The sequence below is a fragment of the Ruegeria sp. YTSA144 genome (assembly GCF_059610125.1).
Window position 1 is genome coordinate 1,025,390 of record NZ_JBXWNA010000001.1, and the last position, 21,740, is coordinate 1,047,129.

Consider the following 21,740-nt stretch of genomic DNA (forward strand, 5'->3'; position numbering starts at 1 on the left):
TGCTGCGCTGCAAAATTATTGTGCAAACTTACCCCGTAGGCTCGAAAATGCGTCGGTCGAAAAACAGGTTCCGAGACAGAATCAGGCTGCCATTGGCAGAGGCAACCGCCGTCGACTCGGGCAAAGCGCCTTCAAGTTTCTCGGATGCGCCGGGTGTTTCGACCTCCAGCCCCTGCAATTCACGGCGATAGAGATCGCTGCGAAAGACACGGGCGGCCTGGCGTTCGGCTGTGCTAACATCGATCCCGTTCCGTTGTGCCAGCTGGTGCGCGATCCACTTGGCCTGACTGCGCCATGGGAAAGTGGCAGCGCCGTCAAAGAACTCGACAAACCCATCCACATAGCGTTGCTCGCCGCGCGCCGAGACCGTGAATTCGCCCATCAATGCGCGGTCGATTAGTTCGGGTGAAACGTTGAGGTAGGTTTTGCGCGATAGCATCTCGGACGCGGTTGTTCTGCTGTCCGTGTTTGACAGCCAACGTCCTGCGCGCCAAACGGCCCGCATGAGGCTGCCCAGCAAATGCGGCTCGGTTTCGGCCCAGTCATTTCTAACCGCCAACACCTTTTCAGGTGCGCAGGTCCAGATCGCCTTACCGGGCAGCAGCAACGCGCCAACATTGTCATCCACGGCGAATGAACCCCAGGGCTCGCCCACGCAGAAGGCATCGATCTCGCCACCTGCAAGCGCCTGCGCCATGAGTGGTGGCGGGACAGTGCGGATTTCGACCTGCTTCGAAGCCAGTTCGGTTCCCGCAACCCAATAGCGCAGCAGTTCAACATGCATCGAAAAAGGGAATGGAACGCCGAAGACAAGTACTTCTCCGGCGGCTTTTGCCAATGCCGCCCCGGCCTCAGCGGCATTCGCGAAGTCGAACCCATATCCCTGATCAGACAGCCGTCCGGCCAATTGCGTGCCAACGCCAATGACGGTGCCATTCATTGACAAAACAGACACGGCGGACAGCCGCGTCGCGATACCGCCCAAACCCAAGGCCATCGCAACGGGCACAGGTGACAGCAGATGCGCCGCGTCCACGTGCCCAAAGGCCAGCATATCGCGCAGAGATGACCATGACGGGGCCGGGCGCAGATCGAGCGAAATACCTTCTGCATGGTCAAACCCCATCTCGCGCGCGACGATCAACGGTGCCGCGTCGACCAGCGGCATATAGGCGACAGGCAGATTTACGGTTCTCATGACAACAACCCCGAAGCCGTGACCAAGGCCTCGGCCACATCGGCGACGCGGCGGTTCTGGTTCATCGCAGTTTTGCGGAGCAGGGCATAGGCTTCGTCTTCCGACACGCCCTTGGCTTTCATCAACAACCCCTTGGCGCGGTCAATTACTTTTCGCTCTTCCAGCGCACGGCGGGTTTCGGCCAGTTCGGTCCGCATCTGACGCAGCACGTGAAACCGGGCGATGGCGGTATCGATCACAGGCTTGATGCGCTCGGCTTGCAAACCATCGACTACATAGGCCGACACCCCTGCCTCAACGGCGGCTTTCGCCAATCCGCCCGCAGCGCCCGAGACGAACATGGCCACCGGTCTCTCCATAGGACCGGAGGCAACGGTCAACTCTTCCAGCATATCCCGCGATGGATTGTCTATGTCGATCAGAACAATGTCTGGGCTATGCATTGCGATTTTACGTGCCAGCCCAGAGACATTGCCGATTACAGAAACGTCTACGTCTCCAGACTCTTTCAAGGCATCCACAATTGCAAAAGCACGTTCTTGATTCTGCTCGACGACAACGACAGTAAGGTGTTGTTTCATAGACACCCAAGTGAGCCCAAGCTTCATCGATCGCAATTCCAAGGCCACTAAGTGTTTCATCAAGCTGCCAGCTTGCCTATTTTATCATCAGATTTTTAAATACAGCGGAATGACTGCACATTTTTTCTACATGCCATCAAAGAAATCTTGCATCAGCGCTGGCGTGGCGCAAATGATCGGCTCTTTGGATTTTCATTTTGGCCAATCTCTGGATCTGGGTGGTCGAAATGCAATTTCATCGACGATGCGAAATCGAAGGTCTGCTTTGACGGCAAGAACCACGTGGTTCCGCAATCGCAGCGAATGACTGCTTCCCGCCCGATGTGACAGCGTGTGGTGTCTATTGTGGCCGTGAAATGGCTCCGGCGAATTTTTCCGATCTTACCCCTCCTGCCCTCCCTGATACACCTCCCCCCTGGTCCATGCGTCGAGGATGCGGCGGATCATCTCCGGTCGGGTAGGTATGTCTTCCTCGCGCCTGCGGGCGTCATCGAGCAGGGTTATGAGGTCGCTGTGAAGCCGCACCATGACGGGTTGCGTATCGGCTTTCGGGCGCCCGCGAGATTTCATGATATCACCTATTGACAGATTGATTTCGTGATATCATATTAAGCACGTGGACGACGGAGCGGCAACTCCATCGCCCACGCTGACCACAACGATCGCTAGGAGATCATCATGGCTGACACGCCCTTTAGCACGCCGCGCCCTGCGGCTGAACCGCTGAACGCAATCATTTCTTCGGACAAACTTTCCTTCCGCGCCGCGCTCGACCAGCTGTTCGTCGCCCTGCGCGCGGATTGGCTGGTGTACGAGACCCGCGCCGATCTGAACTCGGACAAGGGCATGGAACTGGGCGACACCGCCGCCAGTGCCTGGTCGCTGGTCAACGCCGGGCTGCGGGCTGTCCGAGATATGCGCGCCGCGCATCCCGACCTGCGGGCTGCCGCCGCGCAGATGCTGCCGGCAGTGGAAGACGGAATGTCGACCCAGTCCGACCTGATCCAGTTGTCCGGTGCGCTCTTTGATCTGGCCCGGGCGCATAAGACCACCGCCCCCGACCTCCATGCGCTGCTGATGGAGGCGCAGGCCTTGGTCGAAGCCTGGCGCGGCAATCTGGCCCTCATGGGTCTGCCCCGCGCCGCCTGAGTTCTCCCGACCGGCCTTCACCTCTTCTCCTGTCCGGGTTTCCCGGACAGGCCCCGCCGGCCTGTCTCACTCCCTTTCTTTTCCTCTCCACCTGCCCGCAGCCCTGCGGGCCCCCGGGTGGATTCTGTCCGGAGTTTTTTTTCCATGCCCACCAGCGCCACCCTGTATCCTTTCCCCATCGACGGGGAATTCCGCCCTGTCTTCGTCGGCCCCGTCAAACGTCACTGGACCGCCGCCGCCGAGCGTAAAGGCTTCTCGCTGATCGGCCGCGCCGTGGATCGCCTGCACGTCGTCCTCGGCTGCCAGACCTGCGGCCAGCCCACTCTCAAGCGCATCAATGTCGTTCGGGATCACGCGCCCGAATGCCCGCATTGCATCGCCGCCCGCCGCGCCAAGGCCGCCCGGAAGATGGGCGCCTGCCTGATCGGGCCGGACCCCGAAGGTGACCGGCACTATGGCCTCTATGAATTCGCCTGCGGCCATACCGGCCGCCGCCAGCATCACCGGGTCGAACGGGCCGCCGCCGGCGGGCACGGGCTGAGCTGCGAGACCTGCACCGAAGAACGCCACGCCGCCGAGGCCGAGGCGCAGGACTGGCAGCTGATCGGCAAAGCGCGGCGCGACAACCCCGGCTATCGCCGTTACGTGCATGCCTGCGGGCACCGGCAGGACGTGGCGGCGGCCAACATGCGCAACGGTGACGTCGATTGCGCGGGCTGCGGCGAGAGCTGGGCGTCGAAGCCGAGCCAGATCTACCTCCTGTCTTTCACCCTGCCCGATCTGCCAGTGATCAAGCTGGGGTTCAGCTCGAACCCCGCCTTCCGCCTGCGCCAAGTGCAGCGGGATCCCGGACAGACGAAGGGCAAGCTGCTGCGCGCCATTTCCATCGAGTTCGGACATCGCGCCATCTGCATCGAGAAAGCCCTGCACGCCCATATCCAAGCGCATCGCCCCGACCTGATCGTGCCGCCCGCGCTGTTCCGGGGTCCGATCCGGACGACCAGTGAGATCTATCACCATCACGCCCGGTCCTACATCCAGGCGCTGTTGGAGGCGGTCGCGGCGGGTTGGGACCCCAGCGCCTCCGGGTCTCCGGACAACGCCGCCGCCTGATCCGGTCCGGGGCCGCCAATCTGCGGCCCCCACTCTCTATTTTTGTCCGGAGTTCTCTTGATGCCCCAGACCCCACGCCCCGCGCCCGCCGGCGCGCTCTCGCCCCATGCCCTGTCGCTCCTGCGCCCGCTGCTGCGCCGCATCGCCCTGTGGCACCGCGATCTGACCGCCGATCTCCAATCGGCCGCCGAACCTGACGACGACGCGCCGGGCACCACCCCGGCCCGCCCCGACGTGCGGTCTCTGCCGCCGCAGCTGCGCATGGATGAGCCCTATGGCGCCACGCCCGCAGTGCATGGGATGCGCGCCCGCGAAATCGCACGCGCGATCGCCGAGGGCCGCGACCCCTGGGCCGAGGCGGACGGCACCGGCGATACCAACCGCCTGTTCGACCCCCCGATCGACGCGATGGTGGCCGCGGCGCGCTTTGCCGCGCTGTTCGACAGCGCCGAGGACGTGGCCGCCGTCACCCGGGACCGGGGACCGGGCGCTGGCAGTAATCCTCGCGCCCGGTCCGGAGGATCGACGGCTGATGTGGGCGCAGATGGATTCGATCCTGGGCTGGTTGGCGGAACTCGACGCTCCGGGCGGTGCCCGCTGGCGCGGCATCGACACGCCGGTCCCCGGCACGGTCGCGGGTGACAGCCGGGACCGCGCGCTCCAGCGGCAGGCAGACTACCGCAGGATCATCGCCTCTTCCGTCCGGCAGGGGCGCAAGACCATCTGCTTCCTCCCCGACACCGGTTCCATGTCCGAGATCGAGCGGGCGCTCTGCCGGCGCGTCTTCACCCTGCCGCCGCCGTCGCGCGAGATCTGCATCGAGATCCTGCGCGCGACGCATTCCGCCACCGGCCGCGTCGCCGAGGACGCTCTGCGCGACCGACTGCCCGAGGACGGCGCGCTGGCCGCTCTGCCGCTGCCGGTCATCGAAGGCGCCTTTTGCGAAGCCACAACGCTGGCCGTTGCCGATGCCCTGGCCGACGCCACCGCGCGGATGCGGCAGCCTGCGGGGATCACCCTGGCCGACGTGGTGCTGAACGCCGAGGTGCAGGCCCCAATCGACCGGCTGGTTGCCGATGTCCGGGCCTGGATGTCCGGACAATTGACCTGGGACGAGGTCAGTTCCTCGGTCCTGCTGTTCGGCCCGCCGGGCAATGGCAAGACGCTCCTGGCCGCGGCCATCGCCGGGTCGATCGGCGGGCCTCTGGTGGCGACGAGCTATTCGGACTGCCAGAAGCACGGCCACCAGGGCGACATGCTGCGCGCCCTGTCCGAGAAGGTCGAGGCGGCGATCCGGGCGGTGCCGTCGGTGTTCTTCCTCGACGAACTCGACTCTTTCACCCATCGCAACGCAGCGCATCGCCGGTCGGATTACATCGTCGGCGTGGTCAACGGCCTCCTGGAGCATCTCTCACGGCTCAACAACACACCGGGTGTGGTGGTTCTGGGCGCGACCAATTTCCCGGACATGGTGGACCCGGCCGTCATCCGGCCCGGGCGCTTCGACCTGAAGCTCGAGATCACCAACCCCGATCGCACCGCCCTTGTCCGGATTTTGCGCCTGGCCCTCGGGGACGCGGCGGATGGCCTCAACCTCTCCCCGCTTGCCGATCAACTGCTGGGCTTTTCCGGTGCGCAGGTCACAGCACTTGTCCGGAACGCGCGCGGCCTGGCGCGGGCGGACGGCCTCCCCCTGCAGCAGCGCCACCTGGAAACCGCCGCCCGCCGCATCACCCCGCCGCCGGATACGGATTTCCTGTGGCGGGCCGCGATCCACGAAGCGGGCCACATGGTCGTGGGTGCCACCTGCGGGCTGGGCCTGCCCGAGCGCGCCGTGCTCACCGTGGATGGCGGCTCGGTCGAATACCCGCGCCCGCGCATCGAGACCCGCCAGAGCGCGCGGGCTCGCCTGACCACCCTGCTGGCGGGCTACGCCGCCGAACAACTGGTCTTCGGTGAGGCCTCCAGCGGGGCGGGCAACGGCCCGGATTCGGACCTCGCCCGCGCCACCGACCTCGCCCGCCGCATGCTCTTCGAATGGGGTATGGGCGATCACCTGACCCACCTCCCGGCCAGCGGAGCGATCATGCGGCCCGGCGATGCCGTCGATCGCGCCGTGCAGGATGCCCTCAGCGCTTGCCTCGAACAGGCGCAGGGCATCCTTCGGCAGAACCGGGATCGGCTGAATGCCGTCGCAGAGGTGTTGATGGCCGAGAGAGAGCTATCGAAGGAGCGGTGCCGCGAGGTGTTGGAAGGGTTGCATCCGACAATCGCCAAGCCGGTCCGACCCGAACCCGCGATCCACGACCCGGAGCTGCCGGAAAGTTCGGGATGAACTCTTATGTGGATAACCCCGCGCGCACCATTGCCTACCGGCACCCCGCGACATTTTTCGTTGCCACAGACAACAGCAAAGCGAGATTGCGAATGGCTATCGACCCGAAACTCAAACTGCTCACCGTCGAAGAAGTGGCGGAAATCTTCCGGCGCGACCGGACCACGATCGACCGCTGGTGCCGCGAACGGCCGGGCTTCCCCAAGAAGATCAGGATGGACCCTGTCGGGTCGCGGTTCCTCGCGGTCGAGATCGAGGACTACATCCGGCAGTGCATCGCGAACCGGTGAGCGGCGATTCCGATGACACCGGGTATTGCACGGCAGATCCAGGTCTCGGCGAGGCGGGTCTGCCCGTGTGTTGCCCACCAGGGCATCGCGCGGATTTGTTGCCCCAGTGTTGCCCCAGACCGGGATTCGACCATTCTCAGCAAGAATGCGCAGCGCCCAAAGTGGCGAATTTCTGTTTTATTTCATTGGCTTGAAGTGGTGCCCGGGGGCGGAATCGAACCACCGACACGAGGATTTTCAATCCACTGCTCTACCCCTGAGCTACCCGGGCACGGGAACGACGTTCGTCGTTGGGTGGGGGCCTTCTATGACTTGCTACAAGCGGTGTCCAGAGGCTTTTTCACATTTTTTCAATGTGGTCGCTTTGGCGTGAAGTCCTGCGTGTCATCCTCGGCTTCGAGGTCCTCTTCGCGCTGCGAGGGAACCGAGTAGGACCCGTTCAGCCACTTGGCCAAATCAATGTCCGCACACCGCCTGGAACAAAACGGACGAAACTTTTTTTCGGTCTCCGCACCGCAAATCGGGCAGCTCATTTCAGGATCTCCATCACGGGAACACGACCACGTTTTCGCTGCAACTCAAAATGGCCCAGCGGGGTCCAGCCTGCAAGAATCGTCTCGTCCGGGTCTGATCTGAACGCGGCACGCAAAGCGGATTCAAACCCGCGGCGATTCTTCTTTGGCATTGGAGCCAGGTCCAGCGTAATCTGCCCGGCCAGCCCACGTACGCGCAAAGCACGGGGCAGCATCTTGGCGCAGGCAAAATTGGCCTTGGTGCCCGCCGCCAGCGAGGTGTCCGCTCCGGTGTTCACATCCACGGCGACCAATGCGCGTGTGGGTTCGATATAAAGATGCCCTCCGCCCGGCAAAGGCTCGGACGCTCCACGCACCATGTCCAGTGCATCCAGAACGCCGTGGGTTTCGAACCCGCCCGCCTGGGTCACGACTTCGGCCGGGTCCGTCCAGTCGCGCCAGGCAAGGATATGAGGGCTGTCACCTTCGCTGAGCAGTTCCGGCTCGGACCCGTCGTCACTCATCACCTGATCGGCCTGCACCAACATGGCCGAGATGTCTTCCGAGATATCCTCGGCATCTGCTCCTGCACAACAGGAGCGGAGGATCAGACCATAGGCGCTGTCACCCATCTGTTCATGGGCGATTTCAAGCAGTTGATCGCGTATGTCCTCGTCCTTGATACTGCGCGAAATGTTCAGGCCCGGAGCGTCCGGCGTGACAATCGCATAGCGGCTTTTGAAGAGGATGCGATGGCTCACCGGGATGGCTTTGCCGGGCTCAGCAAACCCGCTGACCTGTACCAACAACAGGGCGCCGGGACCCAAGCCCTTGACTTGTCGCAAGAACGCAGGGCCATCTGGCGTGGTCAGGAACATTCCGCCCTGCCCCTTGACCGGGCGGTCAGCGCGGGCGCGGTAGATGGTGCCGGGCGCGGGGGCGTCCGCGGCGATCAAGAAGTCATCCAGCTTGCCGTCGACCATCAGCGCAGCCGCTTCGCGGCCTTGGATATGGTCCAGAACAATGGTGCGACCTTTCATGATGCCTCACGATACAGTGGATAGCCGATGCCTTGCAGCAAGGCTGCGGTCTCGGACAGGGGCAGGCCGACGATGCCGGTAAACGACCCAGAAATCCATGGAATGAAAGCCCCTGCGGGACCCTGAATGGCATAGGCGCCTGCCTTGCCGCGCCAGTCTCCGGTCGCCAGATAGGCGTTGATCTCGACGTCCGACAGGCGTTTGACCTTGACCTGCGAGACAACATCACGTTGCAGCACACGATCTCCGCGCCGGACCGCAACCGAGGTGATCACGCGGTGACGGCGACCGGACAGAGCATGCAGAAATTCCGCCGCCTGCCCCACATCCTCGGGCTTTCCCAGAATCCGGCGCCCCAAGGCCACGGTGGTATCTGCGCAGAGGGTAACGTCGTCTCTATCCGCCTGAACAGCCTGCACTTTTTGGCGCGTGATGCGGTGACAATACGGAACCGGAAGCTCGCCCTTCAAGGGCGTTTCATCAATGTCAGGAGGGCAAATGGCATCGGGCTGCACGCCAAGCTGGGCCAGCAGGTCCAGCCGTCTTGGGCTGCCCGATCCGAGAATGAACGCCATTGCGGCAGGCGTTACTTGAAGCGGTAGTTGATCCGACCCTTGGTCAGATCATATGGGGTCATCTCGACCTGAACCTTGTCGCCGGCCAGAACACGGATGCGGTTCTTGCGCATCTTGCCTGCCGTATGTGCGATGATCTCATGGCCGTTTTCCAGCTCGACCCGAAACGTCGCATTAGGCAGGAGTTCCTTCACGACACCGGGAAATTCGAGCGTATCTTCCTTGGCCATGTTGTCTCCATCATTACGTTGCACCCGCAGAATCTGCGGGGGTGTGCGCTTAAATGAGCCTATTTCCGCCTTATTTCAAGGGCGGAATCACCTAAAGAGCGGATATTGTGACCGATTCGACTCGGGCGACCTGTTCCTCCCAATGGGTTCGGTTCAGCACGTGACCGTCTGCGCGGACCTCGGCGATGGCTGACAGGTCGACATCCGCATAGGTCCAGCCGGGTTGATTCAGCGTGCCTTCGGCCAGCACACCGGTGGCCGGGAACCCTTTGTCGGGCGGACCAAAGACGCCTCCGGTCCCGGTGTTCATATCCACCGCCTTGGACCACGCGTTGCTTCCAACCAGCGAGGCCATAACCGTAACACATTGATTTTCCAAAGCTCTTGACATCGCGCCGATCCGCACACGCCAGTAACCCGAAAGCGCTTCGGTACAGGATGGCGCAAGGATCAGGTCTGCCTCGCTCAGCGCGCGGCCCAGCAACGGAAACTCGCTGTCGTAACAGATCAACACACCGATCTTGCCCAGCGCGGTGTCGAACAGCTTGAGCGGACCCCCCGGGGCGATGTCCCAATCCTCGCGCTCGAACCGGGTCATGATCTGTTTGTCCTGATGGTCAGAACTGCCATCCGGCGCATAGAAGGCGGCGCGGTTCACCGGACGACCGGGACCATCCACAACCGGCGCGGATGCGCCCAGAATGTAGGTTTTGTACGTCCTGGCGAGGCGGGTGTGCAGGTTTTGTACATCCTCCATCCGGTCGGATACGGCCCGGATCGAACGCTCCAGATCACCTGCAACCTCGGCCCCGTCCAGGGTCGAAAGCTCCATCGCGCCGTATTCGGGAAAGACCAGCAATTCGGCCCCCTGCCCTGCGGCCTGGGACACCCACCCCTCAAGCTTGTCTTCGTACTGCGCCCAGCTATCCAGCCAGTCGAGGTTGTAGGCGGCGGTTGCGACTTTCATGGCAGCGTCCCCGTGCGGTCAAATTCGCATGACCTTAGTCGCGGACGCGGACCGGAGTACAGCCCAATTACCCTGCGGTCGTTGGATCGATGATGGTGGTCACTTCGGTGATCGTGTTGGCCGGGAACCCGCTGAGCTCGGCGTGCTTGTGGATCGCGTCCTCGCTCTCGGCCAGATAGATGCAAAAGGTCTTGTCACCGGCAACATAGGAATGCTCCCACTGCACGCCGGGTATTTGCGCCAGCGCTTCGTTCGACTTCGCAGACGCGCCGCACAGTTCGTCACCGGACATGGAACCTACACCCGGAAGATCGCGTTCGATAACATAGCGTTTCATGGCACTTCCCCCACAGAAAACCCAACACTACCATGATTCGGGAATTTTTTCTGCGTTTGGCGTTCAGAGGTCACGGATCCAGAACTGAAGAGGTTTTTTCGATTCGCCTTCGTCGCCAATATCTTTCCACGAAAACTGCGCGATCGCGCCGGGCAAAGGCGTGTATCCTCGCGCGCGCCAGAAAGAATCCAGCGGGCGGTACTTGTCGGGCCGCATCGGGTGATCTGCGGGGCGTTGTACACCGCAAAAGGCGCATTTTGTGAAGCCCAGCGCGCGGGCGTGGGCTTCGCGGGCGTCGAAGAATTTATGGCCGACACCTTGCCCGCGATAGTCGGGCAGCAGCACCGACTCGGCGCAATAGAAGATGTCGTTCAGATCAAGCCCGGTGCCCTCGAAAGCCGCCGCGAAATCTCCGGCGTGGTCGATCAGAGGGGCGCCGGTTGACGCGCCGATCAGGCGGTCGTTGTCGAATGCGCCCACCACGATGGCCTTGTCGCTGTCGCGGTAGGATTGCAGGTAGTTCCGTTCATATCCCAGGTCGCCATCGTAAAGATACGGCCAGGCATGAAACACCTTGATGCGCAGCTGGGCAACGTCATCCAGGGCGGCTTCCAACGCCTCTCCGATCAGGGGGCGGACGGCAGTGACCTCAGCCATTCGAGACCTGTTTGGTCCAGTCTGCCAGGTTGTAGAAAGTGGTGACGCGGGTGATCTTGCCATCCTTCAGGTCGAAAAAAGACCCGGCAGGCAGGCGGTAGGTCTGGCCATGCGCATCCGGAAGGCCGTCATCGGTTTCCAAATAGGTTCCGTTGACAATAAACTCAGCCGCCGCGCGGGTGCCGCCTTCGGCTTCGAACACGACAATGTCGGTCAGGGTCTCTTTGTAGCAGCGGTTCATATGCGCGCAGAACGCGGCGAACTTCTCCTTGCCGATGCGGATCTGGCCTTCGTTCACGTGATGGGCCACGTCATCGGACAGGCAAGCCAGCATGGCATCCACGTCACCGGCATTGAAGGCTTCGAAATAGGTTTTGACGGTCTGGTTCATGGTCACTCCGTAGGTTCGCCCCAGCGGTCTTTCAGATGTTTGATGATCTGATCGCGGGTCTGTCGGTAGTGATGTAGCTTTTCTTCGCGGGTCTCGCCCAACCCGGTAGGGTCCATTATTGGCCAATAATCGACATCGAGGTGAAAAACCCGGGTCAGTTCCAGCGCCCGGCGCTGACTGGCGGGCGAAAGCGCCACGACCAGATCGAACGAGCTGAGATCGTCGCCCCATTCCTGCATCTCGTCAAAGGACCGCGAGCGATGACGGGACAGCTCTACACCCACCTCCTGGCAGGCCGCGATGCAGAACCCGTCGATTTCAAGATCGTTGTGCACGCCTGCGGACTGGACATAGGTGCCCGTGCCGTAAAACTTCTTCATCAGCCCCTCGGCCATCGGAGATCGAACCGAGTTGTGGTCGCAACAGAACAGGACCGACTGCGGCAGAGGCTTCACCCGTCAGCCCCCGAAATGCAGCACGCAGATCAGCGTGAACAGGCGTCGGGCCGTATCGGTATCCACTTCTGCTTTTCCCTCCAGCCGTTCCTGTAGAACGCGGCTGCCTTCGTTGTGGATGCCGCGGCGGGCCATGTCGATGGTCTCGATCTGGCTGGGAGGCAGCGATTTGACCGCGTCGAAATAGCTTTCGCAGATCTGGAAGTAATCCTTGACCACCTGTCGGAACGGGCCGAGCGACAGGTGAAATTCGGCGGCTTTTTCATCCTCTTCCGTCGCGACATCAAAGACCAGCCGTTTGTCGCGGATCGAAAGCTGCACGTGGTAAGGCCCATCAGGAATGACGCGGTCATCCCGTTTGGGCAGCGCAAAGCTGTTGTCTTCCAGCAGATCATAGATGGCAACCTTGCGTTCCTGCTCGATCTCGGGGGTCGGAGGCGGCAGGTTTCGGTCATCCAGTTCGATATGCGAAATACGGGTCATCTTTACGGCAACTATCCTTGTGTCAGCACAGACCTATAACAACGGCATTCCGTCGGCAACGCAGAGAAGCGCCATACATGCCCGGTCTTTGCGTCATTTCAGCCATTCAGGCGGTTCAGGCGCGCCGTGACCGAAAGGCCGTGCGCCTCGAGGCTTTCCGATTGCGCCAGCTGTTCAGCGGCGGGCCCGATGGCGCGCAGGGCTTCCGGGGTCATCTGGCTGAGCGTGGTGCGTTTGAGGAAATCCATCACGCTGAGCCCGGACGAGAACCGGGCGGACCGGGCGGTTGGAAGCACGTGGTTGGGGCCGCCGACATAATCACCGATGGCTTCGGGGGTGTACTGGCCCAGAAAGATGGCCCCGGCGTGGATGGTCTTTTCGCTCAGCGCCACCGGGTCCGCGACGCAAAGCTCCAGATGCTCCGGGGCGATACGGTTGGAAAGCGCCGCGGCCTCGTCCAGATCGCGCACGGTGATGATGGCGCCAAAGTCGCGCCAGCTGGCCCCGGCGATGGCGCGGCGTTGCAGGGTTTCGAGGCGCTTTTCGACAGCCTTGGCAACGCTGTGGCCAAAAGCGGCATCATCCGTGATCAGGATCGACTGTGCGCTTTCATCATGTTCGGCCTGGCTGAGCAGGTCCAGCGCGATCCAGTCGGGGTCATTGTCCTTGTCGGCGATGACCAGGATTTCCGAGGGGCCCGCAATCATGTCGATGCCGACCTTGCCAAAGACGCGCCGCTTGGCCGCTGCCACAAAAGCATTGCCCGGGCCGGTGATCTTGTCGACCGATGCGATGGTGTCGGTACCATAGGCCAGCGCCGCCACGGCCTGCGCGCCGCCGATGCGATACACTTCGTCCACGCCCGACAATTGTGCCGCCAGCAGCACCAGCGGGTTCACCTGCCCGTCCGGCGTGGGCACCACGATGGTCAGCCGTTCCACGCCCGCCACCTTGGCCGGAATGGCATTCATCAAAACCGAGGACGGGTAAGAGGCCAGCCCGCCGGGCACATACAACCCCGCAGCAGAGACCGCAGACCAGCGCCAGCCCAAGGTGGCCCCGGCCTCATCCGTCCAGCTGTGATCGCTGGGCATCTGCTTTTCGTGATAGGCCCGGATCCGGCCGGCGGCCAGCTCCAGCGCGGCGCGGTCTTCGGCCCCGACCTGCGCCACCGCGTCTGCGATCTCCTGCGCGCTGAAGGCCAGCGTTTCGGGTGTCAGCTCCAGCCGGTCGAATTTCGCGGTTAGTTCGATGACCGCCGCGTCGCCCCGTTTGCGCACATCGTCGATGATCTGCGCCACGACCGCGTCCACATCCGGACTGTCCTCGCGCTTGGCGGACAGCAGGGTTTGGAAGGCGGCTTCGAAATCGGGCGATGTGGCGTCGAGGAAAACGGGCATGGTCTGGCACTCCGGGCGTTGCGCCACGGGACATATCGCCCACAGGGCGCGGCCTCAACCCTCAGCCCTGGGGGTGCAGCGATTTGCGCATGGCAAAGCAGGACAGGTCCTGACGGTCACTGCATTGCCCGGTGACCTGCCAGCCGTGGCGCAGATAGAATTCGCGCGCGGTCCGGGTGCTATCAAGACGCGCCTCGGAACAGCCGCACGCGGCCAGTTGCCGCTCCAGCCTGCTGAGCAATGCGGCCCCCACCCCGCTGCCGACGTGATCCGGGTCAACGTAGAGCAAGGTGATCTTGCCGGTTTCGATCAATCCTCCGACCGCAGCCACCTGACCTTCACGCTCGGCCAGCCAGATCTGGGATCCCGGCTTGAACCAGCCCCGGATGGTCGCCGGGTCTTTGTTTGCGGTCCACTGCTTCAGATGGTCGGGATCATTGTTGTGATCGGCCACGCAAAGCTGCGTGATCGACCGGATCAGCACCCGGCTTACGTCAAACACATCGAACACCGTGGCCGGGCGCAATGCGATGCCTTCGGGCACCTTCAAAAACGCCTGAGGAATGCCACGCTTGTTCTGCATCTATTCAGGGTGGTGCGGGGCCCGACCGGATGGGGCCTGATACGGGCGCGTGACGTCTTTGAGCGTGGCTTCCAACGCCTCGACCGTCAGGCGGATCGCGCCATCACCCGCCAGTGTCAGCAAGACCTGGCCCGCGCCATCCTCGCCGGGTTCGAATTCGACGGACAGCAGGGACATGACCATGTCCTTCTCGCCGCGATCAATGCCCTGACTGGCCACGGACAGAACGGAATCGAAGACCAGAACCGACTGCACCCGTTCAAACGGGCGGTCACGGCGGGCGGCGGCATCCTTGTCTTCCCAGCGAAAGCGGTTCAGCAACAAGCCGAAGCGGCGCTTCGACGGTTGCCATTTCATCTCGGTCACGGGAAAAACCGCGTCCTGGGCAAGGGTCGAGATCACCTTCAGGTCTTCTGCATCCTCGGCCCCCAGATTCAGCGGGGCTTCGCGCCCGTCTTCAAAACTTGCGTCCGTCATTCGCCCTTGATCCGTTCGATTTTTGCGCCCACGCCTTCCAGCTTGCGCACTACATGCTCATATCCGCGGTCCAAATGATAGACCCGGCTTACCGTTGTCTCACCTTCTGCCGCCAATCCGGCAAGGATCAGCGACACCGAAGCCCGCAGATCCGTCGCCATCACCGGGGCGCCTTTCAGGGCTTCGACACCCGTGACGGTGGCGGTGCCGCCGTGCACTTCGATATTCGCGCCCATGCGCACAAGTTCCGGGGCATGCATGAAACGGTTTTCGAAAATTCGCTCTTCCAAGACCGAGGTTCCTTCGGCGGTGCACATCAGCGCCATCATCTGCGCCTGAAGGTCGGTCGGGAACCCCGGGAAAGGTTCGGTCACCACATCCACGGCCTGAACCCGGCCGTTCTTGCGGGCCACTTTCAAGCCGTTTTGGGTTTCGGCGACACTGACCCCCGCCGCGTCGAGCTTGGCCGCAAAGGATTCAACCAGTGACATGCGCCCGCCCAGCAGTTCGACCTCGCCGCCGCAAATCGCCGGGGCCAGCATATAGGTGCCCAGTTCGATCCGGTCGGTGACAACCTGATGGGTGGCACCGTGCAGCCGGTCGACGCCCTGAATTTCGATGGTCGAGCTGCCCTCGCCCGAAATCTGCGCACCCATCTTGCGCAGGCATTCGACCAGATCGACGATCTCGGGCTCGCGCGCGGCGTTCTTCAGAACCGTGGTGCCCTTGGCCAGCGTCGCCGCCATGACGATGTTTTCGGTGGCCCCGACCGAGGCAAACCGCATCTCATGCACCGCGCCTTTCAGCCCTCCCGGAGCCCTGGCGTGCAGATAGCCGTCTTTCAGCTCGATCTCGGCGCCCAGCGCCTCGAGCCCTTCCACGTGCAGGTCCATCGGACGGGCTCCGATCGCGCAGCCACCGGGCAGAGAAACGACCGCTTGTCCAAATCGCGCAAGCAAAGGTCCCAACACCAGATTCGAGGCACGCATCTTGCGCACGATGTCATAATCCGCCGTTTGGCTGGTCAGGTTATGGCTCGACATCGCGATCACCTGACCATCTTGCAGCGACGACACCTCGGCCCCCAGCGATTGCAGCAGAGCCGTCATGGTCTTGATGTCGCTGAGACGCGGTGCGTTGGTCAGCGTCAGCGGTTCTTCGCTCAGCAAGGTCGCGGGCATCAGCGTCAGACACGCGTTCTTGGCCCCCGCAATCGGTATCTGACCGTTCAGCGGGCCGTTGCCCGTCACCAGAATCGAATCCATCTGCTCTTATCCCTCGTCCTTGTCGGCCTTGTCCCCGGAGGCCGCCCGCGCCTTGGCCTGCGCCTTGCGCCGCGCCATATTGGCCTTCAGCGCCGCTTTCAGCCGCTCTTCGCGCGCATCCCCGGATTTGCCTTGTTTTTTGGGTGAATTTTTATCCGTCATGATCTTTCTCTACAGGAGGCGAAAAAAACCGTCCAGACACCCTTGCGCCGCGTTTCGTTTGAGTCTAATCACCCGCCCACAGCGCTGCTGTAGCTCAGAGGTAGAGCACTCCCTTGGTAAGGGAGAGGTCGAGAGTTCAATTCTCTCCAGCAGCACCATGATCTCCGATTTAGATGATGTTTCTGAATCGCGTAGTTTTTATCCCCCGCTTTTGTCCTCTTTTCCTCGACGGCCAAACGCCCGGGCTTTGGACGCCGTGTCAGCCCAAAAATGTGTGGCGAGCAAAAACCCAATCTCCACCGTCGACAAAGCTCAACCCGATTTCAGTTTTTTCCGTCAGACTTTATCGAGGTTTATGGCCCCGGGCATCTTTCCCCACTAAAAGCTGGCAGAAACACAACCCCAGCGTTACTGAAAGAGACCAGTTAATCCGTTTTTGAGGGCTTCGATGCTGAAGATTTTTCTTATTGCCGCATCCATTTTCCATACCGCCAGCCAGGCGGAAGCACGGTCGAAGAAAGTTGCCAAAGCAGGTGTTTGGGACATCTACTGCGACGCGTCCAAGTCAGAGTGTTCGGCGATCCAAGGCATCAAGTACCACGGCAAGAACATCGCGAACATAATTGGTATCCCGATGGACAACAACGAGGTTGTAGCCGGGCTCGTTTTGCATTTGCCTACAACAACGGACTTGAAAAATGGAGTGGTTGTGACACTTGATGGCAGGTTCAGTCGAAAGTACGCATATCAGTTTTGCGCTCCGCAATATTGCCAAGTCAACGTCGGGCTGACGAAAGAATTGTTGAACGCAGAATTCGGAAAGGTGGAGTATTACTTTGCGGCTTCTCCAGCCGTCAAACGCAGTTTCACGTTCTCACTTTATGGGTTTTCTGCGGCCATCGAAGAGGTTCGGAAACGCGGCTACCCCTCCAATTGACAACAAGTTGCTGAAACCGGCCAGCGACCTGGAAAGGTACCTGCGTACAGGTCGATTCAAACCGTGACGCTGTTATCCGGGCGTTGGCCTCGATTTGGTTGTGGACTGCCAAGCAGTGGAAAAGATGCCGGCAAGCTCCGCACAGGACGTCATTCCTGTTTGCAATCCATTGCTTTACTTCAGGTGGGTGGTAGCGGAGGAGGGACTTGAACCCCCGACACGCGGATTATGATTCCGCTGCTCTAACCAACTGAGCTACTCCGCCGTGAGTGAGAGGCGATGTAAGCGAGGGGCCCGGGAGGGTCAAGAGGGAAATCAACCAACCCGAAGATTTCTTTCACGCCTGCTCTGATGGCCTGTCCTGCAAGGATGTCCGGGGGGATGTGGTCGCTTCGGTCATCCTGCGGATGAAGGCGGCACAGATTTCGGGCTCTGTGATCGGAATCATGTGGCCGAACCCGTCCAGCTCTTCGTAACTCAGCCCGAACTCGGTCATTGTCGGCCCGTGCAGCGGCGGTGACAGTATCGCGTCCTGACGACCATACAAGATGCCCCCGGGGACAGTCAGTTTCGGATAGCGCGCGACCTGCGCATTGATACTTGCATCGACGCCGGCAACGTCCTGAGAGGCCGTGACAAAGGCGGAAGGCCGCAGGCCAAGCGCGCCGCCTGCCCGGTCCAGAAAGTCGTCCGGCGGGGTTTCCGGGTCAAACGCTGCGCTCAGCGTGTGCGGCGCGGTTTTGGACGCCAGAGGAACGGCGACCGTGTTGCCGATCAGACTGCGCAGCCATTCGGAGCGGATCTCGAGCGGTTTGAAGATCGCCGGGGTTTCGGGCAGTTTGTGCGTCAGCGGTGCCAGCAGCGCCAGACCGGCGACCCGGGCCGGATGGTCCAGTGCCATCGCCAGTGAAACCGCGCCCCCCAGTGAATGGCCGACCAGAACAGCGCGGTCCACGCCTTTTTTGTCCAGAAACTCGGCAATCATGCCAGCCTGGTGGGGCAATTGCGCCAGCTCGGCCGTATCGCGCGTTGAATACCCGCATCCCGGCCGATCCAGTGCGATGACGTGGTAATCGTCGGCCAGAAGATCCACCAGCGCATAGGTAAAGTGCTGCAACTGCCCGGCCAGGCCGTGGATCATGACGATGGTCTGCGTCTCGGGGTTTCCCTTTTCCACATAGTGGATGCTGCCGCCGCGAACGGGTGTGATCTGACCCAGCTGTGGCACGGTTTCAAGACCGCGGCGGGTAATCTTCCGGGTCCACAGGTTCATGAAAAACAGAACCGCGACAAGGACGGCGATTGTGATCAGAACGGTTGTCATTCAGCTTTCTCCATTGCCAAGGGCGGCGGGTCTGTATTGTTCCAACCCCGATTGTGCCATGCGTTTCTGAAACTCGGCAACGGTGCCGGGCCACAAGGTCGTGTTGCGGCCTTCCGCATCCATGTACCAGGATGTACAGCCCCCGGCCTGCCACACGCCCTCTGCATGGCGGTCGTGCATTTCCCGTATGAACGCCGCTTGTTTGGCGGCGTCAGGAGTGATCGCGGACAGCCCTTCGCGCTGCATCTCGCTCAGGACTCGGCCGATATGGCCAACCTGGGCTTCGATCATCAGCACGACCGAGTTGTGCCCCAGCCCAGTATGCGGCCCCAGAAGCAGGAAGAAATTGGGAAAACCCGCAACTGCGGTACCCAGATGCGCGCACATGCCATCCGACCAGGCAGAGCGCAGCGTCAGCCCGTCCGTACCGGTAATGTCCAGACGCTCGACCACGTCGGTAACGTGAAACCCAGTGCCCCAGATCAAGACATCCGCCCTGGTCCGGGTGCCATCCGCCGCGATGACCGTGTCACCTTCGATTCGGGCGACGCCCTTCGGAACAACGCTGACATTGTCGCGGGCCAGGGTCGGGTACCAATCGTTCGAACTCAGGATACGTTTGCAGCCGATCCGGTAGTCGGGGGTCAGAATCCGTTGTTCGGCCGGATCGGTGATGGCGCTCTCCAGTGCCTTTCGCCACATTTTCAAGGCAAAATTCACCGCGCGTTCCTCGCCGCGAAACACGCGGTGGCGAAATTCGAAGATCATGAATATCAGTTTGCGCCGAATGCGCGGCAAAATGGGAAACCGGGCGTAAAGGCTGCGCACCCAGGGCGCAATCGGACCGTCCGGGCGCGGCATCACGTAAGGCGCACTGCGCTGAAAGATCGTGACGTGGCCAGCAATCTTGGCGATCTCGGGTACAAACTGAACGGCGGACGCCCCGGTACCGACGACCGCCACGCTCTTGCCGGACAGATCGACATCGTGATTCCATTCGGCCGAGTGGAAACTGGGGCCCGGAAACCTGTCGGCGCCGGGGATATCAGGGATGCTGGGATGATGAAGTGCACCAATGGCCGAGACCAGAAACCGCGCCGACCAGTGCTGGCCATCCATCGTTTCAACTTGCCAGCGCGTTCCATCCCACCTGGCCGATTTCAGCTCCTGCCCGAAATGGCACAGGTCATACAACCCTTCCTGCCGCGCGACATTTTGCAGATATGCCTGAATTTCCGCGCCACCGGCATATGCGCGGCTCCAATGCGGATTTAGGTGGGTCGCCATGGAATACAGATGCGACGGCACATCACAGGCGACACCGGGATAGGTGTTTTCGCGCCATGTCCCCCCGATATCATCGGCCTTTTCCAAAATCGCGATATCCTTGATGCCGCGCTTGCGTGCCTCAAGCGCCATCGTCAGCCCGGCAAACCCGGCGCCGACGATCAGCATCTCTGTATTGTGGTGCATGAGTGAGTGCCTTCTGAATCAACCCTGCGTTTACCTGTTGCAGATGTATGCACTTGCTTGGCTGTGAAGTAGGTCACACAGGCAAGAATGACCCCGCGTCTTTTCGTTATGCAGGGGCATAATTATTTGGAATGACCCGTGTCGCTTCTTGCAAGCACATATCGCAATCAGAGAGGTGGGTGCGCCGCGAATCCGTCAGTTTGTTTCAAAATTGGAGGATTGCCCCTTGCCCACTCGCACTGCCACGCGTTCCGGCGGACGTTCTGCCCGCCGTGCCATACGCTCCGCTCCGAATTTTGACATGCTGCCGGGCCTGACCCGAGGCATCCCGCTGTGCGAGGTCATGGACGCAACCCAGGTTGAGCGCATCGACAATGCGGCGATGGACATTCTGGAAAATGTCGGCGTTCAGTTCCGCGACCCCGTCGCGCTGGAAGACTGGAAAAACGCCGGGGCCAAGGTTGACGGCGAACTGGTCTATCTGGACCGCAATATGGTGCGCGAGCTGGTCTCGACCATTCCGGCGCAGTTCACCTATCATGCGCGCGATCCGCAAAAGAACCTGGCGCTGGGGGGCAAGCACGCGATCTTCGTGCCGATGACCGGCGCGCCATTCCTGCGCGATCTGGACGATGTACGCCGCAACCCGACGCTGGATGATCTGGCGATGTTCCACAAGCTGTCGCACATGATGCCGGCGCTGCACAGCTCGGCCCATCACATTGTCGAGCCCTACGATCACCCGATCAGCCAGCGGCACCTGCGCATCACCTATTCGTCGATGAAATACTCGGACAAGACCTTCATGGGTATGACCACCTCGCCCAGGAATGCCGAGGATGTGATGGATATGTGCGATATCCTGTTCGGCGAAGGTTTCATTGACGATCATCCGGTCACCACCGGCAATTGCAACGGCAACAGCCCGCTGGTGTGGGACGAAACCATGCTGGGTGCAATGCGGGCCTTCTGCCGCCGCAATCAGCCGGTTTTGTGCTCGCCCTTTGTTCTGGGTGGTGCGAACACCCCGGCATCGGTGCCCGCGACCGTGGCGCAGCTGACCGCCGAGGCGCTCTCGGCGCTGGCCTATACGCAGGTGATCCGCAAGGGCTGCCCTGCGATCTGGGGGCATTACCTGTCGACCGTTTCGATGAAATCCGGAGCACCCATGGCCGGCACGCCCGAGATCAGCCTGATGAACTTCATGATCGGCCAGATGGCGCGCTTTTACGATGTTCCGTGGCGCACCTCGAACACGCTGGGCGGGGCCAAGACCTTTGATGCACAGGCCGGGTACGAATCCGCAACGACGCTCAGCGCGGTCATTCACGCCGGGGCCAATTATATCTGGCATTCGGCAGGATGGAACGAGGCGGGCATGCATTGTTCGGTCGCCAAGTTCATCGTCGACGCCGAACAGTGCGCGATGGCTTACCGCATGGCCGAAGGGCCGAAATGGCACGATTTCGATGAGGCCCTGGCTGCGGTTCCCGATGTGGGGCCCGGCGGGCATTATCTGGGTCATCCGCACACGCAGGACAACTTCCAGACCGCGTTCTTCATGCCGGAACTGTTCGACAACAACTCGATCGAACAATGGGTCGCCGAAGGTGAAGTTGAAATCACCGAACGCGCCCTGAAACATGCGCGGAAGTTGCTGGCCGAATATCAAGAACCCAAACTGGACGAAGCCAGGAACGAGGCCCTTCTGGACTATATCGCCCGCCGCGAGAGGGAGATCCCGGCGGCGGATGAGTTGAACCAGACATACTGATCCACACTCCGCTTACTGGCCCGCCCGTCATC

At 61.6% G+C, this 21,740-nt stretch carries 26 protein-coding genes and 3 tRNA genes; 8 read left to right on the forward strand and 21 right to left on the reverse strand.

The features are described from left to right. Nucleotides 1-28 precede the first annotated feature (28 nt). On the reverse strand, nt 29-1,198 hold the full coding sequence (locus AC2FF8_RS05135; protein WP_496879091.1) for an ABC transporter substrate-binding protein: 1,170 nt from the start codon (nt 1,196-1,198) through the stop codon (nt 29-31). Next, nucleotides 1,195-1,779 carry an ANTAR domain-containing response regulator gene (locus AC2FF8_RS05140; RefSeq protein WP_085823052.1) on the reverse strand — a complete coding sequence of 195 codons (585 nt, stop codon included), beginning with the start codon at nt 1,777-1,779 and terminating at the stop codon, nt 1,195-1,197. The genes AC2FF8_RS05135 and AC2FF8_RS05140 overlap by 4 nt, the downstream gene beginning before the upstream one ends. Before the next feature lie 678 nt (nt 1,780-2,457). Between AC2FF8_RS05140 and AC2FF8_RS05145 the strand changes: the two genes are divergently transcribed. From AC2FF8_RS05145 to AC2FF8_RS05165, 5 genes are all read left to right on the forward strand, one after another. Continuing rightward, nucleotides 2,458-2,928, forward strand: a complete 471-nt coding sequence (locus AC2FF8_RS05145; protein WP_496879092.1) for a hypothetical protein — start codon at nt 2,458-2,460, stop codon at nt 2,926-2,928. A 144-nt stretch (nt 2,929-3,072) separates the two neighbouring features. Then, nucleotides 3,073-4,041, forward strand: coding sequence for a hypothetical protein (locus AC2FF8_RS05150; RefSeq protein ID WP_496879093.1), 969 nt, complete (start codon nt 3,073-3,075; stop codon nt 4,039-4,041). Nucleotides 4,042-4,101: 60 nt separating this feature from the next. Then, entirely contained in the window at nt 4,102-4,683 is a 582-nt protein-coding gene (locus tag AC2FF8_RS05155) for a hypothetical protein (protein ID WP_496879094.1), read from the forward strand. Next, nucleotides 4,586-6,376, forward strand: coding sequence for an AAA family ATPase (locus AC2FF8_RS05160; protein ID WP_496879095.1), 1,791 nt, complete (start codon nt 4,586-4,588; stop codon nt 6,374-6,376). Before AC2FF8_RS05155 ends, AC2FF8_RS05160 begins: the two co-directional genes overlap by 98 nt. Continuing rightward, nucleotides 6,373-6,666, forward strand: a complete 294-nt coding sequence (locus tag AC2FF8_RS05165; protein WP_496879096.1) for a helix-turn-helix transcriptional regulator — start codon at nt 6,373-6,375, stop codon at nt 6,664-6,666. Before AC2FF8_RS05160 ends, AC2FF8_RS05165 begins: the two co-directional genes overlap by 4 nt. Before the next feature lie 196 nt (nt 6,667-6,862). Here the strand turns inward: AC2FF8_RS05165 and AC2FF8_RS05170 are convergent. The 16 genes from AC2FF8_RS05170 to AC2FF8_RS05245 all read right to left on the reverse strand — a co-directional run bounded on the left by AC2FF8_RS05170 (nt 6,863) and on the right by AC2FF8_RS05245 (nt 16,200). After that, nucleotides 6,863-6,937: transfer RNA gene (locus AC2FF8_RS05170), tRNA-Phe, on the reverse strand. A gap of 79 nt (nt 6,938-7,016) precedes the next feature. Further along, on the reverse strand, nt 7,017-7,199 hold the full coding sequence (locus AC2FF8_RS05175; RefSeq protein ID WP_496879097.1) for a DNA gyrase inhibitor YacG: 183 nt from the start codon (nt 7,197-7,199) through the stop codon (nt 7,017-7,019). Beyond that, complete coding sequence (locus AC2FF8_RS05180; protein WP_496879098.1) at nt 7,196-8,218, reverse strand: ribonuclease E/G; 1,023 nt, start codon at nt 8,216-8,218, stop codon at nt 7,196-7,198. Before AC2FF8_RS05180 ends, AC2FF8_RS05175 begins: the two co-directional genes overlap by 4 nt. After that, a complete protein-coding gene (locus AC2FF8_RS05185) occupies nt 8,215-8,793 on the reverse strand; it encodes a Maf family protein (RefSeq protein WP_425078757.1) in 579 nt (192 codons plus the stop codon). Before AC2FF8_RS05185 ends, AC2FF8_RS05180 begins: the two co-directional genes overlap by 4 nt. A gap of 11 nt (nt 8,794-8,804) precedes the next feature. Continuing rightward, on the reverse strand, nt 8,805-9,023 hold the full coding sequence (gene infA, locus AC2FF8_RS05190) for a translation initiation factor IF-1 (RefSeq protein WP_005978431.1): 219 nt from the start codon (nt 9,021-9,023) through the stop codon (nt 8,805-8,807). Nucleotides 9,024-9,114: 91 nt separating this feature from the next. Then, nucleotides 9,115-9,990, reverse strand: a complete 876-nt coding sequence (locus tag AC2FF8_RS05195; RefSeq protein ID WP_496879099.1) for a carbon-nitrogen hydrolase family protein — start codon at nt 9,988-9,990, stop codon at nt 9,115-9,117. Nucleotides 9,991-10,057: 67 nt separating this feature from the next. Beyond that, nucleotides 10,058-10,327 carry a DUF4242 domain-containing protein gene (locus AC2FF8_RS05200; protein WP_152458857.1) on the reverse strand — a complete coding sequence of 90 codons (270 nt, stop codon included), beginning with the start codon at nt 10,325-10,327 and terminating at the stop codon, nt 10,058-10,060. Between the two features lie 63 nt (nt 10,328-10,390). After that, the gene (locus AC2FF8_RS05205) at nt 10,391-10,984 is read right to left on the reverse strand and encodes a GNAT family N-acetyltransferase (protein WP_496879100.1); all 594 of its coding nucleotides are present in this window, start codon (nt 10,982-10,984) and stop codon (nt 10,391-10,393) included. Then, a complete protein-coding gene (locus AC2FF8_RS05210) occupies nt 10,977-11,375 on the reverse strand; it encodes a ketosteroid isomerase-related protein (protein WP_480683776.1) in 399 nt (132 codons plus the stop codon). Before AC2FF8_RS05210 ends, AC2FF8_RS05205 begins: the two co-directional genes overlap by 8 nt. Nucleotides 11,376-11,377: 2 nt before the next feature. Beyond that, the gene (locus tag AC2FF8_RS05215; protein ID WP_170346176.1) at nt 11,378-11,830 is read right to left on the reverse strand and encodes an arsenate-mycothiol transferase ArsC; all 453 of its coding nucleotides are present in this window, start codon (nt 11,828-11,830) and stop codon (nt 11,378-11,380) included. 3 nt (nt 11,831-11,833) lie between these two features. Beyond that, nucleotides 11,834-12,313 carry a UPF0262 family protein gene (locus tag AC2FF8_RS05220; protein WP_170346175.1) on the reverse strand — a complete coding sequence of 160 codons (480 nt, stop codon included), beginning with the start codon at nt 12,311-12,313 and terminating at the stop codon, nt 11,834-11,836. A 98-nt stretch (nt 12,314-12,411) separates the two neighbouring features. Beyond that, nucleotides 12,412-13,713, reverse strand: coding sequence for a histidinol dehydrogenase (hisD, locus tag AC2FF8_RS05225; RefSeq protein ID WP_496879101.1), 1,302 nt, complete (start codon nt 13,711-13,713; stop codon nt 12,412-12,414). 61 nt (nt 13,714-13,774) lie between these two features. Continuing rightward, on the reverse strand, nt 13,775-14,296 hold the full coding sequence (locus AC2FF8_RS05230) for a GNAT family N-acetyltransferase (protein WP_496879102.1): 522 nt from the start codon (nt 14,294-14,296) through the stop codon (nt 13,775-13,777). Then, nucleotides 14,297-14,773 carry a DUF2948 family protein gene (locus AC2FF8_RS05235; RefSeq protein WP_496879103.1) on the reverse strand — a complete coding sequence of 159 codons (477 nt, stop codon included), beginning with the start codon at nt 14,771-14,773 and terminating at the stop codon, nt 14,297-14,299. Beyond that, nucleotides 14,770-16,038 (reverse strand): UDP-N-acetylglucosamine 1-carboxyvinyltransferase, encoded by a 1,269-nt coding sequence (gene murA, locus AC2FF8_RS05240; protein WP_170346171.1) that lies wholly within the window; start codon nt 16,036-16,038, stop codon nt 14,770-14,772. Before murA ends, AC2FF8_RS05235 begins: the two co-directional genes overlap by 4 nt. Before the next feature lie 6 nt (nt 16,039-16,044). After that, complete coding sequence (locus AC2FF8_RS05245; protein WP_170346170.1) at nt 16,045-16,200, reverse strand: hypothetical protein; 156 nt, start codon at nt 16,198-16,200, stop codon at nt 16,045-16,047. 83 nt (nt 16,201-16,283) lie between these two features. Here AC2FF8_RS05245 and AC2FF8_RS05250 point away from each other — a divergent pair. Both AC2FF8_RS05250 and AC2FF8_RS05255 read left to right on the forward strand, forming a co-directional pair. Next, nucleotides 16,284-16,358, forward strand: a tRNA-Thr gene (locus AC2FF8_RS05250). 290 nt (nt 16,359-16,648) lie between these two features. Beyond that, nucleotides 16,649-17,137, forward strand: coding sequence for an invasion associated locus B family protein (locus AC2FF8_RS05255; RefSeq protein ID WP_480683769.1), 489 nt, complete (start codon nt 16,649-16,651; stop codon nt 17,135-17,137). Between the two features lie 188 nt (nt 17,138-17,325). On the opposite strand, the gene AC2FF8_RS05260 is transcribed toward AC2FF8_RS05255, so the two are convergent. The 3 genes from AC2FF8_RS05260 to AC2FF8_RS05270 all read right to left on the reverse strand — a co-directional run bounded on the left by AC2FF8_RS05260 (nt 17,326) and on the right by AC2FF8_RS05270 (nt 19,934). Then, nucleotides 17,326-17,402: transfer RNA gene (locus AC2FF8_RS05260), tRNA-Met, on the reverse strand. A 72-nt stretch (nt 17,403-17,474) separates the two neighbouring features. Further along, nucleotides 17,475-18,461 carry an alpha/beta fold hydrolase gene (locus AC2FF8_RS05265; protein ID WP_496879104.1) on the reverse strand — a complete coding sequence of 329 codons (987 nt, stop codon included), beginning with the start codon at nt 18,459-18,461 and terminating at the stop codon, nt 17,475-17,477. Continuing rightward, the gene (locus AC2FF8_RS05270) at nt 18,462-19,934 is read right to left on the reverse strand and encodes a flavin-containing monooxygenase (RefSeq protein ID WP_496879105.1); all 1,473 of its coding nucleotides are present in this window, start codon (nt 19,932-19,934) and stop codon (nt 18,462-18,464) included. 226 nt (nt 19,935-20,160) lie between these two features. Between AC2FF8_RS05270 and AC2FF8_RS05275 the strand changes: the two genes are divergently transcribed. Next, a complete protein-coding gene (locus AC2FF8_RS05275) occupies nt 20,161-21,708 on the forward strand; it encodes a trimethylamine methyltransferase family protein (RefSeq protein ID WP_496879106.1) in 1,548 nt (515 codons plus the stop codon). Nucleotides 21,709-21,740 lie beyond the last annotated feature (32 nt).

Excerpts from the sequence above, each read along its gene's own strand:
- AC2FF8_RS05135 (WP_496879091.1), bottom strand. The coding sequence starts at position 1,198 with ATGAGAACCGTAAATCTGCCTGTCGCCTATATGCCGCTGGTCGACGCG.
- AC2FF8_RS05140 (WP_085823052.1), bottom strand. The coding sequence starts at position 1,779 with ATGAAACAACACCTTACTGTCGTTGTCGTCGAGCAGAATCAAGAACGT.
- AC2FF8_RS05145 (WP_496879092.1), top strand. The coding sequence starts at position 2,458 with ATGGCTGACACGCCCTTTAGCACGCCGCGCCCTGCGGCTGAACCGCTG.
- AC2FF8_RS05150 (WP_496879093.1), top strand. The coding sequence starts at position 3,073 with ATGCCCACCAGCGCCACCCTGTATCCTTTCCCCATCGACGGGGAATTC.
- AC2FF8_RS05155 (WP_496879094.1), top strand. The coding sequence starts at position 4,102 with ATGCCCCAGACCCCACGCCCCGCGCCCGCCGGCGCGCTCTCGCCCCAT.
- AC2FF8_RS05160 (WP_496879095.1), top strand. The coding sequence starts at position 4,586 with ATGGATTCGATCCTGGGCTGGTTGGCGGAACTCGACGCTCCGGGCGGT.
- AC2FF8_RS05165 (WP_496879096.1), top strand. The coding sequence starts at position 6,373 with ATGAACTCTTATGTGGATAACCCCGCGCGCACCATTGCCTACCGGCAC.
- AC2FF8_RS05175 (WP_496879097.1), bottom strand. The coding sequence starts at position 7,199 with ATGAGCTGCCCGATTTGCGGTGCGGAGACCGAAAAAAAGTTTCGTCCG.
- AC2FF8_RS05180 (WP_496879098.1), bottom strand. The coding sequence starts at position 8,218 with ATGAAAGGTCGCACCATTGTTCTGGACCATATCCAAGGCCGCGAAGCG.
- AC2FF8_RS05185 (WP_425078757.1), bottom strand. The coding sequence starts at position 8,793 with ATGGCGTTCATTCTCGGATCGGGCAGCCCAAGACGGCTGGACCTGCTG.
- infA (WP_005978431.1), bottom strand. The coding sequence starts at position 9,023 with ATGGCCAAGGAAGATACGCTCGAATTTCCCGGTGTCGTGAAGGAACTC.
- AC2FF8_RS05195 (WP_496879099.1), bottom strand. The coding sequence starts at position 9,990 with ATGAAAGTCGCAACCGCCGCCTACAACCTCGACTGGCTGGATAGCTGG.
- AC2FF8_RS05200 (WP_152458857.1), bottom strand. The coding sequence starts at position 10,327 with ATGAAACGCTATGTTATCGAACGCGATCTTCCGGGTGTAGGTTCCATG.
- AC2FF8_RS05205 (WP_496879100.1), bottom strand. The coding sequence starts at position 10,984 with ATGGCTGAGGTCACTGCCGTCCGCCCCCTGATCGGAGAGGCGTTGGAA.
- AC2FF8_RS05210 (WP_480683776.1), bottom strand. The coding sequence starts at position 11,375 with ATGAACCAGACCGTCAAAACCTATTTCGAAGCCTTCAATGCCGGTGAC.
- AC2FF8_RS05220 (WP_170346175.1), bottom strand. The coding sequence starts at position 12,313 with ATGACCCGTATTTCGCATATCGAACTGGATGACCGAAACCTGCCGCCT.
- hisD (WP_496879101.1), bottom strand. The coding sequence starts at position 13,713 with ATGCCCGTTTTCCTCGACGCCACATCGCCCGATTTCGAAGCCGCCTTC.
- AC2FF8_RS05230 (WP_496879102.1), bottom strand. The coding sequence starts at position 14,296 with ATGCAGAACAAGCGTGGCATTCCTCAGGCGTTTTTGAAGGTGCCCGAA.
- AC2FF8_RS05235 (WP_496879103.1), bottom strand. The coding sequence starts at position 14,773 with ATGACGGACGCAAGTTTTGAAGACGGGCGCGAAGCCCCGCTGAATCTG.
- murA (WP_170346171.1), bottom strand. The coding sequence starts at position 16,038 with ATGGATTCGATTCTGGTGACGGGCAACGGCCCGCTGAACGGTCAGATA.
- AC2FF8_RS05245 (WP_170346170.1), bottom strand. The coding sequence starts at position 16,200 with ATGACGGATAAAAATTCACCCAAAAAACAAGGCAAATCCGGGGATGCG.
- AC2FF8_RS05255 (WP_480683769.1), top strand. The coding sequence starts at position 16,649 with ATGCTGAAGATTTTTCTTATTGCCGCATCCATTTTCCATACCGCCAGC.
- AC2FF8_RS05265 (WP_496879104.1), bottom strand. The coding sequence starts at position 18,461 with ATGACAACCGTTCTGATCACAATCGCCGTCCTTGTCGCGGTTCTGTTT.
- AC2FF8_RS05270 (WP_496879105.1), bottom strand. The coding sequence starts at position 19,934 with ATGCACCACAATACAGAGATGCTGATCGTCGGCGCCGGGTTTGCCGGG.